The organism is Bacillus sp. N3378-2at (genome assembly GCF_033412715.1).
In the GTDB taxonomy this organism is placed as follows: domain Bacteria; phylum Bacillota; class Bacilli; order Bacillales; family Bacillaceae; genus Bacillus; species Bacillus subtilis.
Genome location: NZ_CP117986.1, coordinates 485,126 through 498,377 on the forward strand (window position 1 = coordinate 485,126; position 13,252 = coordinate 498,377).

General features: G+C 44.2%; 17 protein-coding genes. 13 read left to right on the plus strand and 4 right to left on the minus strand.

Annotation, left to right across the window (positions count from 1 at the left end; translation table 11 throughout):
- Positions 1-9: 9 nt before the first annotated feature.
- The 4 genes from PUN35_RS02630 to PUN35_RS02645 are packed head-to-tail and all read left to right on the plus strand — an operon-like array spanning position 10 to position 1,950.
- Positions 10-354 carry an antibiotic biosynthesis monooxygenase family protein gene (locus tag PUN35_RS02630; protein ID WP_072557091.1) on the plus strand — a complete coding sequence of 115 codons (345 nt, stop codon included), beginning with the start codon at positions 10-12 and terminating at the stop codon, positions 352-354.
- On the plus strand, positions 347-1,378 hold the full coding sequence (locus PUN35_RS02635; protein ID WP_014480184.1) for a bifunctional GNAT family N-acetyltransferase/GrpB family protein: 1,032 nt from the start codon (positions 347-349) through the stop codon (positions 1,376-1,378). The genes PUN35_RS02630 and PUN35_RS02635 overlap by 8 nt, the downstream gene beginning before the upstream one ends.
- Positions 1,375-1,698 (plus strand): iron-sulfur cluster biosynthesis family protein, encoded by a 324-nt coding sequence (locus tag PUN35_RS02640; RefSeq protein ID WP_003226552.1) that lies wholly within the window; start codon positions 1,375-1,377, stop codon positions 1,696-1,698. Before PUN35_RS02635 ends, PUN35_RS02640 begins: the two co-directional genes overlap by 4 nt.
- Before the next feature lie 12 nt (positions 1,699-1,710).
- Positions 1,711-1,950, plus strand: coding sequence for a YqkC family protein (locus PUN35_RS02645; protein ID WP_003230411.1), 240 nt, complete (start codon positions 1,711-1,713; stop codon positions 1,948-1,950).
- 39 nt (positions 1,951-1,989) lie between these two features.
- On the opposite strand, the gene PUN35_RS02650 is transcribed toward PUN35_RS02645, so the two are convergent.
- Positions 1,990-2,907, minus strand: coding sequence for an alpha/beta hydrolase (locus PUN35_RS02650; RefSeq protein WP_014480183.1), 918 nt, complete (start codon positions 2,905-2,907; stop codon positions 1,990-1,992).
- Positions 2,908-3,066: 159 nt separating this feature from the next.
- Between PUN35_RS02650 and PUN35_RS02655 the strand changes: the two genes are divergently transcribed.
- The gene (locus PUN35_RS02655) at positions 3,067-3,291 is read left to right on the plus strand and encodes a YqkE family protein (RefSeq protein ID WP_014480182.1); all 225 of its coding nucleotides are present in this window, start codon (positions 3,067-3,069) and stop codon (positions 3,289-3,291) included.
- Positions 3,292-3,322: 31 nt separating this feature from the next.
- Here the strand turns inward: PUN35_RS02655 and PUN35_RS02660 are convergent, their stop codons facing one another.
- Both PUN35_RS02660 and mciZ read right to left on the minus strand, forming a co-directional pair.
- Positions 3,323-4,243: an aldo/keto reductase gene (locus PUN35_RS02660; protein WP_014480181.1), complete on the minus strand. Its 921-nt coding sequence runs from the start codon at positions 4,241-4,243 to the stop codon at positions 3,323-3,325.
- Between the two features lie 62 nt (positions 4,244-4,305).
- On the minus strand, positions 4,306-4,428 hold the full coding sequence (gene mciZ / locus PUN35_RS02665) for a Z-ring formation inhibitor MciZ (protein WP_003230420.1): 123 nt from the start codon (positions 4,426-4,428) through the stop codon (positions 4,306-4,308).
- 74 nt (positions 4,429-4,502) lie between these two features.
- Here mciZ and nudF point away from each other — a divergent pair, with 74 nt between their 5' ends.
- A complete protein-coding gene (gene nudF / locus PUN35_RS02670; protein WP_004398600.1) occupies positions 4,503-5,060 on the plus strand; it encodes an ADP-ribose pyrophosphatase in 558 nt (185 codons plus the stop codon).
- Positions 5,057-6,220: a TIGR00375 family protein gene (locus tag PUN35_RS02675; protein ID WP_014480180.1), complete on the plus strand. Its 1,164-nt coding sequence runs from the start codon at positions 5,057-5,059 to the stop codon at positions 6,218-6,220. The genes nudF and PUN35_RS02675 overlap by 4 nt, the downstream gene beginning before the upstream one ends.
- An 8-nt stretch (positions 6,221-6,228) precedes the next feature.
- Here the strand turns inward: PUN35_RS02675 and ansR are convergent, their stop codons facing one another.
- Positions 6,229-6,579: an HTH-type transcriptional regulator AnsR gene (gene ansR / locus PUN35_RS02680; RefSeq protein WP_004399024.1), complete on the minus strand. Its 351-nt coding sequence runs from the start codon at positions 6,577-6,579 to the stop codon at positions 6,229-6,231.
- 181 nt (positions 6,580-6,760) lie between these two features.
- Here ansR and ansA point away from each other — a divergent pair, with 181 nt between their 5' ends.
- The 6 genes from ansA to spoIIM all read left to right on the plus strand — a co-directional run bounded on the left by ansA (position 6,761) and on the right by spoIIM (position 13,163).
- Positions 6,761-7,750, plus strand: coding sequence for an asparaginase (gene ansA, locus PUN35_RS02685; RefSeq protein ID WP_004399032.1), 990 nt, complete (start codon positions 6,761-6,763; stop codon positions 7,748-7,750).
- Between the two features lie 44 nt (positions 7,751-7,794).
- On the plus strand, positions 7,795-9,222 hold the full coding sequence (aspA, locus tag PUN35_RS02690; protein ID WP_014480179.1) for an aspartate ammonia-lyase: 1,428 nt from the start codon (positions 7,795-7,797) through the stop codon (positions 9,220-9,222).
- 140 nt (positions 9,223-9,362) lie between these two features.
- The gene (gene mleN, locus PUN35_RS02695) at positions 9,363-10,769 is read left to right on the plus strand and encodes a malate-H+/Na+-lactate antiporter MleN (RefSeq protein ID WP_014480178.1); all 1,407 of its coding nucleotides are present in this window, start codon (positions 9,363-9,365) and stop codon (positions 10,767-10,769) included.
- 17 nt (positions 10,770-10,786) lie between these two features.
- Positions 10,787-12,106, plus strand: a complete 1,320-nt coding sequence (locus PUN35_RS02700) for an NAD-dependent malic enzyme (protein ID WP_004398731.1) — start codon at positions 10,787-10,789, stop codon at positions 12,104-12,106.
- Positions 12,107-12,202: 96 nt separating this feature from the next.
- Entirely contained in the window at positions 12,203-12,418 is a 216-nt protein-coding gene (locus PUN35_RS02705) for a hypothetical protein (RefSeq protein WP_014480177.1), read from the plus strand.
- Positions 12,419-12,518: 100 nt separating this feature from the next.
- Positions 12,519-13,163, plus strand: a complete 645-nt coding sequence (gene spoIIM, locus PUN35_RS02710) for a stage II sporulation protein M (protein ID WP_004398593.1) — start codon at positions 12,519-12,521, stop codon at positions 13,161-13,163.
- Positions 13,164-13,252: the final 89 nt, after the last annotated feature.

The following is a 13,252-nucleotide window of genomic DNA, read 5'->3' on the forward strand; positions in this document are numbered from 1 at the left end:
GGGGGAAATATAATGGATTTTTTATCAAAAACACCTGAGCCTCCTTACTATGCAGTCATTTTTTCTTCTGTCAAAAGCGAAAATGACACAGGATATGGAGAAACAGCGGAGCGGATGGTATCGCTTGCGGCGGATCAGCCTGGATTTTTAGGCGTGGAAAGCGTACGTGAAGCGGATGGAAGGGGCATCACAGTTTCCTATTGGGACAGTATGGACGCAATTAACCATTGGAAGCATCACACTGAACATCAAGCAGCAAAAGAAAAAGGAAAAAGCGTTTGGTACGAGTCGTATGCAGTCCGCGTCGCAAAAATCGAAAGACAGCGGCTGTTTCAGGAGAACACGAATGATTGAATTTCTCCAGCATAAGGAAGACACTATAGCGCGTGAGATTTTAGCCGTACAGATCCCCGCCTACATAAAGGAAACAGAGATTATCGGTTTTGACGGTATTCCCGCTTTACAAGAGAAGGTGAAGGATATTCAAGCATCCCATGAGCGGTTTGCGGGATATCGGAAAAACGGCAAGCTGATCGGTGTCATTTCATATGAGAAAAACATGCATCATCTCACCATTTGCAGGCTTGTTGTGCATCCTGACGGTTTCAGAAAAGGAATTGGACGAGCGCTTCTGCAATTTGTCATTGATCATAATGAAGACGCTGAGAAAATCGAAGTAGTCACAGCCGAGAACAATACCCCGGCTGTGTCACTCTATACACAGGCCGGATTCCAAAAGGCAGAAACCGTCAAAGCAGCGCAGGGTCTATTGCTGTCGGTCTTTCATTTGTATCCGAAAAGAAAAGTTGAGATCATTCTCTACAACGAAAAATGGGCAGAATGTTTCGATGAAGAAAAAGAACGGCTGAAACTTGTGTTCGGGCCGGAGATTATCGCTGTTCATCACATCGGAAGCACATCAATACCGAACATGGCAGCGAAGCCAATCATTGATATGTTAATTGAAGTCAGAAGCATTGAAGCCGTGAGCCAATTTGATGAACAAATGAAGGCCAACGGCTATACACCAAAAGGTGAGAACGGTATAGCGGGCAGGCGTTATTTCCAAAAGGGCGGAAATAAACGCACTCATCATGTCCATATGTACGAACAGGGAAACCCTGCTATTGAAAGGCATCTGTTATTCAGAGATTATCTCAGAGCTCATCCAAACATAGCGAAAGAATACGCCGTTCTCAAAAAACAGCTGGCGGCCCAGCACCCTGACAGCATCAATCAGTATATACAAGGGAAAGATGAGTGGATCAAGACTGCAGAAGAAAATGCGAAGCGGTGGAAAAAAGGCAGAAACAATGCGAATGGCAGTATTGTATGCTACAATAGCGAAAATGATGAAAACGGGGGTTTCACCTTATGAACATACATGTGACAGATGCAGCAAAACAGGCACTGCAGCAGGCGTTTGACGCCAACCCGGGAAAAAAAGCCCAGCTTCGTTACGATGCAGAAGGATGCGGCTGCGCGGTAAGCGGTGTCCCGACAATCTGGCTGGCAGAAGAATTAACGGGACAGTGCGAGCAGCTGGAAACGAACGGCATTCCGCTGTATATCCAATCGTCGCAAAAAGTGTTTTTTGACGATCAAATGACGATCGATTACAATGAAAAAGCCAAAACATTGGCGCTGAAAAGCCCGGCTGAAATGCTCAGCCCCAGAATGAGCATATTAGTAAAGTAGGAGACGCGAAACGTGGAACAAAAGCTGAAGGCAATGAAGAACACAGCACAAAATAAAACGTGGGTATCCTTCCTGAATCAAAACCATCCTTATACCTTGCTTCACTGGTCAATCGGAGGAGCAGAGTCCATCAAGAAAGATGTCTGGCTATTGCAGGATGAAATGACCTTCGAGACGCAGGAGTTTACAACGATAGATCTTGCGATTGAATGGATCAGAGAAAATATGGATGGCATTACCGACGTTCTGTAACATAAAAAAGCGAAAGAGCCGAAGAGGCCTTTCGCTTTTTTATTCTGTTGAATCATTCATGTTGTCTAAAAACTCCTGCACTGTTTTTCGGTACGTATCCCGATTTTTGGTATATGACATGGCGTGTTCACCGTTCTCGGCAATGTACAGCGCTTTCGGCCCGCGTTTCTTTTCATAAAGCCGCTCGGTTGAAGAAACAGGAATGTAGTCATCATCCTTACTGTGAATAAAGAGGATCGGCTTTTCGATTTTATCAATGACAGCAAGCGGAGATACTTCACGTGCGCGATAGCCGCCCCTCAGCTTCAAAAAGAAGTCGGCGATAGGGAGCAGGGGCCAAGACGGGAGCCTGTAATCCGCTCTCAGCCGGTAGGCAAGCTGCTCATCAAAACATGCGAACGGACAATCGGCAATATAAAAATCAGCGCCATCGCTGCAGTGTGCACCAGCGTAAAGCAGGGCGGTCACAGCTCCCATCGACTCACCGTGAATTCCGATCAATCCGCAATGATTTGTTTTGTTTTTGAGCCAGCTGACAACCTTATTGAGATCATCCTTTTCGTAAAATCCGTAGCTGGTCGTCTTTCCGCCGCTTTGGCCATGCCGGCGGTGGTCATAAATGAGCACATTCCAGCCGAGATCAAGAAATAAATGCATATACTTAAGAGAATTCAGCACATTCATCGTCACCCCGTGGCAGATGATGATAGTGTTTGGTGTGTCATGCGGTGCGACATGGTATCCTTTTATGTCATACCCGTAAGCGGAGGGTATCACAAAAGCGGTTTTCTCCATTTGCTCAAATGATTCAAACACATCATGTCCGTTGTCTGTCTCTCTTTTGATAATGTCTTCATCCGTTTTTTTCTTGATGAATAGAATCATATTTGAAAAAACAATTCCGATTGCGATGACAGCTGTTACGAGAGCGCCAATGGCCAAAAGGATTTTCTTCAAAAGTCACAGCACCTTTCAACTAAATATAGGTAATTCGTGTTTAAAATCATTATACCTAAACACTGCTCCGCTGAGAAAGTGATCAGAAGAGAGTCTGCTTGTTCAGTGTATATGCTCCGTGATAAACTGTCTTCAAAACAAAACATGGGGGAAGTCTGAATGAAAAAACAAAAACCCGCTGACAAACACCAGCTAAAAGACGGCCTTCAATCCGATATCAAAGCAAAGCTTATGGAGATGAAGAGCCAATTGAAGGAAGAGGATGAAAAGAGGCAGGAAAGAGAAAAAGCAGAACAGATCAGAAAGAAAAGAGAGATCGAAAAAAATAAGAGCTTTGAAGAACTCCTAAATGAAAGCCAAATGGATTGGCATCAATATAAATAAACCAGCACCTGTACAGGTGCTGGTTTTTCTGCTATGAGCGATGAGTTTTGTAAATGTCTTGTTTCGTATGAGATTGGAGCGCTTTGATTTCCTCTTCGGTTAAACGCCGTGCATTTGCTGCCTGAATATTTTCCCGTAACTGCTCAATCTTACTGGCGCCTGTAATCACTGAAGCGACAGCCGGCTGTGCTAGCAGATACTGCAGCGACTTTTCTGTCATGGAAAGATCGGGAGCCACTTCCTCCATTGCCTTGCGTGCATTTGTCAGTTCCTCGAATGAATAGGACAAGTACCCGTTTTGTTTCATGCTGTCTGAAGCTTGATCAAGCGGTTTTTCAGTTAAGAGTCCTTTGGCAACAGGACCTCTGGCGACTACGCTGATTTGATGTTCCTCTAAAAGCGGGAGCCATTCCTCAGGGCGTCTGTCAAACAGGCTGAATTGCATCATAATGCTGACGATGTTTGATTTTTTCACATATTCTTTAATCACATTCGGGCGGATGGAAGAAATGCCGTAGTAGCGGATGACACCTTCTTGTTTTAATTCCTCAAACGCTTCGATCGTTTCATCAATGTTGTCCTCTATCGTGCCGCCGTGAAGCTGATAAAGGTCGATATAATCTGTTTTCAGACGTGTAAGGCTCTTTTTTACCGCCTCTTTTATGTAAGCTTTTGAAGGGTCCCAATACCAGCCCTCGCTTCCGTCATCCCAACGGTTTCCCGCTTTTGTTGCCAGAATAATATCCTGGCGTCTGTTTTGGATCGCATCACCGACCATTTCTTCGTTGCGTCCCCGGTCATACAAATCCGCTGTGTCCAAATAGTTGATGCCGAGCTCGATCGCTTCATCCAGAATGGACAATGCTTTGTTTTTTTCAGTTCCAAGAGACATACAGCCGAGTCCGACTTCACTAATGTCTAAATCAGATGTACCCAATTTGCGCTTTCTCATGTGCACACTCCTTTTTTAGGCTTTGTATTGACCGTAATATAAAGGAGCTAAAGTTTCAACTTTTATGGCTTTGAGATCCAATCTTTAACATATTGAAATGTGCGTCCATACTCTTTTAACTTCGCCCGAATTTCCCATGCTTTTCCGACTAAGACAACACCTTTTGGCATGCGGTGCACTTTCACGAAGAAGCCCCCTTTTGCTCTAGTATGATAAAATGTATGGGGCATCATATAGAGACAGAACGGGAGATGAAGAAATGAAATCATTAGAAGAAAAAACAATTGCCAAAGAACAGATCTTTTCGGGTAAAGTCATTGATCTTTATGTCGAGGATGTAGAGCTGCCAAACGGCAAAGCCAGTAAACGTGAAATTGTGAAACACCCTGGAGCTGTAGCGGTACTAGCCGTCACAGATGAAGGGAAAATCATCATGGTCAAACAATTCCGTAAGCCGCTTGAGCGGACGATCGTTGAAATTCCGGCCGGTAAGCTTGAAAAAGGTGAGGAGCCGGAGTATACGGCACTTCGGGAACTTGAAGAGGAAACCGGTTATACAGCAAAAAAACTGACAAAAATAACTGCGTTTTATACATCACCCGGATTTGCAGATGAGATCGTTCACGTTTTTCTTGCTGAGGAGCTTTCTGTGCTTGAAGAAAAACGGGAGCTTGATGAGGACGAGTTTGTTGAAGTGATGGAGGTGACGCTTGAAGATGCGCTAAAGCTGGTTGAATCGCGTGAAGTATATGATGCTAAAACAGCCTACGCGATTCAGTATCTTCAACTGAAAGAAGCGCTCCAAGCACAAAAATGAAAAAGATTTACGCGGATTTGCACATTCATATCGGCCGGACCTTTACAGGAAGGGCTGTCAAAATAACAGGCGCCAAAACATTAACGCTGGACAGAATTTTGGTTGAAGCCAGTGAACATAAAGGAATTGAACTCCTCGGCATTATCGACTGTCATTCTCCGGAAGTCATTCTGGAGCTTGAGGAAGGCATTTCATCTGGAAAATATCGCGAGCTTGACGGGGGAGGAATCCGTTATCGCAGCACGACTCTTTTATTGGGGAGCGAGCTGGAGATTTATGATGAAGCTTGTAGCGGACCGATCCATGTGCTCGTATTTATGCCGACGTTGGCTGATATGAAACAGTTTTCAAACTGGCTGTCAGCCCGGCTGAAAAATATTCATTTAAGCTCGCAGCGGATTTATGAAACGGGCTTAAACCTGCAAAAAAAAGTGCAGGATATGGGCGGCTTGTTTATCCCCGCCCATATCTTTACGCCGCATAAAAGCTTATATGGAAAAGGGGTTAAATCAAGCTTAACTGAGGTTTTTGATCCATCTATGATAGACGCGGTGGAGCTTGGATTAAGCTGTGATACAGACATGGCATCACACGTATCGCAATTGAATCCGTATCCTTTTTTAACAAATTCTGATGCGCATTCGTTGGGGAAAATCGGCAGAGAATATAATGAACTATATGTGCAGTCAGCTGATTTTACTGAATTTGCTCTTGCATTAAAGGGACAAGATGACAGGAAAATTATCGCAAATTATGGCTTGGACCCGTTATTGGGGAAATATTATCAGACCGCTTGCGAAGCGTGCGGAGAGCCTGCTGTAAGCGGGGAAACAGCGTGCGCGAATTGCGGAAATGCCAGATTTACCAAGGGAGTCAGCGAAAGATTGCGTGAATTGAGTGATCAGCTTGAAGTTCGCGTCCCGCGTCCGCGATATGTACATCAGATCCCGCTGCAATTTGTTCCGGGTGTAGGCCCGAAAACGCTGGACAAACTAAAAAAAGCCTTCGCAACAGAAATGGCTGTTCTTCATGAGGCTGCAGAAGAAGATTTGGCTCGCGTTGTCCCGCCGAAAACCGCGGCGCTTATCGTAAAAGCGAGATCCGGAAAACTGGAATTGAAAGCCGGAGGAGGAGGAACCTACGGTAAAATTAAACCGTGAGCTAAAGATTAACTCAGTTCCTCCTGTACTTTTCTTTTTGTGCGTATAAAGGTAATCAGCTGGATGATTTCATCTTCACTCAGCGGCTGGCCATCAACAGAAATGGTAAAGTCAAGGCTGCTCCACGTGGCCAATTCTATGGCCTGAGGAGCAGTCTGCTTTTGTTTCTCGCGGCCTAAAAGTTCATCGCAGGTTGTGTCAAAGAGGTCAGCCAGCATGGCAAGCGCTTCAAGTGAAGGCCGTCGGTAGCCTGACTCGTAGCCGGCATATGTGCTTTTTGCGATACCGAGAAGGTCAGCTGTATATTGAAGCGACCAATTTTTCTTTTTTCTCAATTCAGTTAAACGATCTAGATTCATGAACTTCCGCTCCTTTTTCACCTTGAGCTGATTATATCATATAGGTATTAGGAAGTGTACGCGAATTGAATAATAATGTCTTGCGTATTTTATTTTCCGTGTCTATAATTGCATTAAAAGTATGCGAAAAGCGAATACCTTCTCGCAACCCATCTTTAGATACAGTGAAGAGGTGCATGGTATGAAAAAATTATTGATGTTGACAACTGGGGGAACGATTGCTTCAGTTGAAGGGGAAAATGGGCTGGCTCCCGGAGTCAAGGCTGATGAATTATTAAGTTACGTATCAAAACTTGATAACGATTACACAATGGAAACTCAGTCGCTTATGAATATAGACAGCACCAATATGCAGCCTGAATACTGGGTGGAAATAGCGGAAGCCGTTAAGGAAAATTATGATGCCTATGACGGGTTTGTTATTACTCACGGTACAGATACAATGGCCTATACATCTGCCGCACTATCGTATATGCTGCAGCATGCCAAAAAGCCGATTGTCATCACCGGATCGCAGATTCCGATCACGTTCCAAAAAACCGATGCTAAAAAAAATATTACAGATGCCATTCGATTTGCCTGTGAAGGCGTGGGCGGCGTTTATGTTGTATTTGACGGCAGAGTCATTCAGGGAACGCGTGCGATCAAATTAAGAACGAAAAGCTACGACGCATTTGAAAGCATCAATTACCCATATATCGCTTTTATCAATGAAGACGGGATCGAATACAACAAACAAGTAACGGAACCTGAGAACGACACCTTCACAGTTGACACCTCACTATGCACAGATGTATGTCTGCTGAAGCTGCATCCAGGCTTAAAGCCCGAAATGTTTGATGCCCTGAAAAGCATGTACAAAGGAATTGTCATTGAGAGTTATGGCAGCGGAGGGGTGCCGTTTGAAGGCAGAGACATTTTGTCAAAAGTGAATGAGCTGATCGAAAGCGGCATTGTCGTGGTCATTACGACTCAATGTCTTGAAGAAGGCGAAGACATGAGCATTTACGAGGTTGGCCGCAGAGTCAACCAAGACTTAATTATCCGATCAAGAAATATGAACACAGAAGCAATTGTGCCAAAATTGATGTGGGCGCTAGGTCAGTCTTCGGATCTTCCTGTCGTCAAGAGAATTATGGAAACGCCGATAGCTGATGACGTTGTCCTGTAAAATGTAAAAACGATAACCAGCAAAGAGAAAGAAGGTTAAAGATTATGTTAAACGGCCAAAAAGAATATCGCGTGGAAAAAGACTTCCTTGGGGAAAAACAAATTGAAGCAGATGTTTATTACGGAATTCAGACGCTCCGTGCTTCTGAAAATTTCCCGATCACAGGATACAAAATCCATGAGGAAATGATTAACGCACTGGCGATTGTGAAAAAAGCTGCGGCTCTTGCCAACATGGACGTGAAACGGCTGTATGAAGGAATTGGCCAAGCTATCGTACAAGCCGCTGACGAGATTCTGGAAGGCAAGTGGCACGATCAGTTTATCGTCGATCCGATTCAGGGCGGTGCCGGAACTTCTATGAACATGAACGCGAATGAGGTTATCGGAAACCGGGCGCTTGAAATCATGGGACATAAAAAGGGAGATTATATCCATTTAAGTCCAAACACACATGTGAACATGTCACAGTCTACGAACGATGTGTTCCCGACTGCTATCCATATTTCCACATTGAAGCTCTTAGAAAAACTGCTGAAAACAATGGAAGATATGCATAGTGTGTTTAAGCAAAAAGCACAGGAGTTTGACTCTGTTATTAAAATGGGCCGGACACACCTTCAAGATGCGGTTCCCATCCGTCTTGGCCAGGAATTCGAAGCTTACAGCCGTGTTCTCGAGCGTGATATCAAACGAATCAAGCAATCGCGCCAGCACCTATATGAAGTCAACATGGGCGCAACTGCTGTTGGTACAGGGCTGAACGCTGATCCTGAATATATCAAACAGGTAGTAAAGCACCTTGCTGATATTAGCGGGCTTCCTCTTGTCGGCGCTGATCATCTTGTTGATGCGACACAAAATACAGATGCCTATACAGAGGTATCAGCTTCATTAAAAGTCTGCATGATGAACATGTCGAAGATCGCAAACGACCTGCGCTTAATGGCGTCGGGACCGCGCGCCGGACTTGCGGAAATTTCTCTGCCTGCACGTCAGCCGGGCTCATCTATTATGCCGGGGAAAGTCAATCCGGTTATGGCGGAGCTGATCAACCAAATTGCGTTCCAGGTTATCGGAAACGACAATACAATCTGCCTTGCTTCAGAAGCCGGCCAGCTTGAGTTGAACGTCATGGAGCCCGTGCTTGTCTTTAATTTGCTTCAATCCATCAGCATCATGAACAACGGCTTCCGTTCGTTCACTGATCATTGCTTAAAAGGCATCGAAGCCAACGAAAAGCGGTTGAAGCAATATGTAGAAAAAAGCGCTGGAGTGATCACTGCAGTCAATCCGCATCTTGGGTATGAAGCGGCAGCTAGAATTGCCAGGGAAGCAATTATGACAGGGCAATCTGTCCGGGATCTTTGTCTGCAGCATGATGTGCTGACTGAAGAAGAATTGGATATTATTTTAAACCCATATGAGATGACCAAACCAGGTATCGCAGGGAAAGAACTATTAGAAAAATAAAATTTGTACAAAATACAGCTTATTCATCTCCGAATAGTCGGATGAATAAGCTGTTTACAACATAGGGATGAGGAAGTATAGTATACGTGTTGCACTATATATTGAAAGCGTTTTAGCTTTTACATGAAGGGGGACTTCTTTTGAAGGATGTAAGATTGCCAACACTATTTGAAATTATTATTGTACTAGGAGTATTTTTAGCACTTGTTCTATCGTTTACAGTCTTTCTCGACTTGCCGATACAGCTGGCGCTTTTTGTTTCATGGTTTATTGCAATGCTTTTAGGTATAAGACTCGGTTATTCTTATAAAGATTTACAAAATGCGATTGTACATGGAATATCAAATGGCCTTGAAGCCGTACTGATTCTCGTTTCAGTTGGGGCGCTCATCGGAACATGGATTGCCGGAGGCGTTGTGCCGACTTTGATTTATTACGGACTGGAATTTATTCACCCAAGTATCTTTTTACTGGCAACGTTAATTATTTGTTCCATTATGTCTGTGGCAACAGGAACGTCATGGGGAACAGTCGGAACTGCCGGCATTGCCATGATCGCAATTGGAGAGGGTTTAGGCATTCCGCTTCCTCTAGTAGCGGGAGCTATTCTTTCAGGTGCTTATTTCGGGGACAAGCTGTCTCCGCTGTCTGACAGTACAGTTCTAGCTTCTTCACTATCAAAAGTCGATGTATTGGCTCACGTGAGAGCAATGCTTTATTTATCAATACCTGCTTATGTCATTACAGCTATACTCTTTACAGTTGTTGGATTTATGTACGGCGGGAAAAATATTGATCTTGATAAAGTTGAATTCTTAAAATCATCTTTGCAAAACACGTTTGACATTCATATTTGGATGCTGATCCCGGCAGTTGTCGTCATAGTCTTATTGGCGATGAAAAAGCCATCTATGCCGGTTATCGTAATTGGCGCTTTACTCGGTGCAATCTGGGCTGTTGTTTTCCAAGGAATGGATATTGCCCATGCGATTGCAACTGCTTACAACGGTTTCTCTATTAAAACTGATGTTGAATTTTTGAACGGCTTGTTAAACCGCGGTGGAATTGTCGGTATGCTTGATTCTCTCGTCGTCATCATCTTTGGCCTTGGTTTTGGCGGTCTGCTTGAGAAACTCGGCGTGTTAAAAGTCATTGTTTCAACGTTTGAAAAGAAATTAACTTCAGCCGGCAATGTCACATTGTCTACACTGATCGTAGCGTTTTTAGCGAACATCTTCGGCTGTGCGATGTATGTATCTCTTATTTTGACTCCGAAAATTATGGAAGACAGCTATGATCGCTTGCATCTGGACAGAAGAGTGTTATCACGTAACTCAGAGGTCGGGGGAACATTGACTTCGGGGATGGTACCTTGGTCTGATAATGGGATTTACATGGCTGGTATTTTAGGTGTTTCTACCTTCTCTTATCTGCCGTTTATGTGGCTCAGTTTTGTAGCAATAGGTCTTGCAATTATCTATGGTTATACAGGAAAATTTATATGGTATACGAAAAACAATACAGTTAAAGCCGAAAAACTAGGCTAATAGGGGAGGATCACTGAATGATAGCGAAACACATGATTCGGACACTGATGATCGAAACGCCTTCGGTTCCCGGAAATCTTGGAAGGGTGGCTACGGCAATCGGCCTTCTGGGCGGAGATATTGGTGAAGTGGAGACGGTAAAGGTCGGACCCAATTACACAATGCGGAATATTACCGTTCAAGTGGAGAATGAAGAACAGCTTCAGGAAGTGATCGCGGCTGTACAGGCCCTCGGAGAAGGGATCAGGCTTCACACCGTATCTGATGAAGTCCTGTCCGCACATGAAGGCGGAAAAATCCAAATGAAAAGCAAAATGCCGATCCGTTCACTGGCAGAGCTGGGACGTGTCTACACACCAGGTGTTGCGGACGTGTGCCGACTGATCGAAAAAGAACCTGAAAAAGCTTCTATTTATACAACGATCAGCAATTCTGTTGCAATTGTAACGGATGGAACTGCAATTTTAGGCCTTGGGAATATCGGCTCTGTGGCTGGCATGCCTGTCATGGAAGGAAAGGCTGCTTTATTTGATCAGCTGGCGGGCATTAGCGGCATTCCGATACTGCTTGATACGAGTGATCCTGAAGAAATCATCAAAACAGTAAAACATATTTCTCCGGGCTTTAGCGGCATCCTTCTTGAGGATATCGGTTCGCCGCATTGTTTTGAAATCGAGGATCGCCTAAAAGAGGAGCTGAACATCCCTGTTATGCACGATGACCAGCATGGTACAGCTGTAGTGACGCTGGCAGCTGCCATTTCGGCATGCAGGAGTGCGGGAGTTGACCTGAAAGAAGCGAAAGTGGGGCAAATCGGCCTTGGCGCAGCAGGCGTGGCCATCTGCCGGATGTTCATGGCTTATGGTGTGAATGCTGTGTACGGCACAGACAAATCAGAGTCAGCAATGAACCGTCTCGAACAATACGGCGGACAGGCAGTTTCCAGTATTGAGGAGCTTATGGAAACATGTGATATTGTCATTGCTACAACGGGCGTTCCGGGTTTAATAAAACCGGCATTTGTACGTTCTGGTCAAGTGATTCTGGCTTTATCGAATCCGAAGCCGGAAATTGAGCCGGAGGCCGCACTGCAGGCTGGCGCCGCATATGCAGCTGACGGGCGTTCTGTTAATAATGTACTCGGTTTTCCGGGGATTTTTAGAGGAGCGCTTAACGCAAAAAGCACGGAGATTAATCATGATATGCTTGTCGCAGCAGCAGAGGCCATCGCAGCTTGCACTAAACAAGGTGATGTTGTCCCTCAGCCGCTTGATTCAAAAGTCCATCATGCGGTAGCAGCAGCTGTCGAGCATGCAGCTCTTACAGCAGTGAAATAAATGTAGCTAAACAGCACCTGTCGTAGCAGGTGCTGTTTTTTTCTTATTATTGTTCAATTTTGTTATCATTACTATGAAAAAAAAGGGAGTGATCACATGGCAAAAAGCCAAGCGAAAAAGAAGCGGGAGCATCGATTGAGAAACGGCGGACGTGACGTCTTATTATCAAGAGGCAGCACACCATCTTTCAGCACACATGAAAGATTAACAAAAAGCAAAAAAGAGATTTTGAATAAACGGAAGCATAAGAATCCTTATGATCATACAGCAGTTGATGATAAGGATTTTTTTGTGCCCCAAAAAGCCGCCTAGCATTCGTCTCTATCGTTTCTTTTTGAAAAAGGGCATGTTTTTCCGTTTCTTTCATACAATCTATTAAATCAAATCACTAGAACGGGCGGGAGGAAACGGTATGCGAAAAATCTCTTATAAGGACATGTTTCTCAGGCATGTCAAAGATCATCTCTCTCTTTATATATTTGTGTCAGTGCTGTTTTTCATGGGTGTCATCTTTGGCGCGATTATTGTCAACAGTATGACCATCAGCCAGAAAGAAGATTTATACTACTACTTAAGTCAATTTTTTGGACAGCTTTCGGATGGAAAACAGGCAAGTTCAGCTGATATGTTTGGGCAAAGTATCTTTCATAATGCAAAGTATTTAGGCCTGATGTGGATACTGGGAATTTCCGTCATTGGAATGCCGATTATTTTCATCATGATCTTTCTGAAAGGGATCGTCGTCGGCTTTACTGTCGGGTTCCTAGTCAATCAGATGGGAGTAAGCGGGTTTTTCCTATCTTTTGTCTCCGTTTTGCCGCAAAATGTGCTGCTGATTCCGGCTTATCTCATTATGGGCACATGTGCAATTGCGTTTTCTTTAAAGTTAATCAGACAGCTGTTCGTGAAACGAAGCCTGCATGACGCGCCGATTCAATGGTTCGGGCGGTATGCCTTTGTGCTGCTGGTCATTCTGTTTTTAGCGCTGATCTCATCTCTCTTTGAAGCATACTTATCTCCTGTTTTAATGGAAAAGCTTACATCTAGACTTTTTTAAAATTATTATTAAAAGAAAACCGTTTTATTTATCAGTTTATAATAATTATAGTTGGAACTCTGCGCGTATTTTGTTATAATGAGTCATGG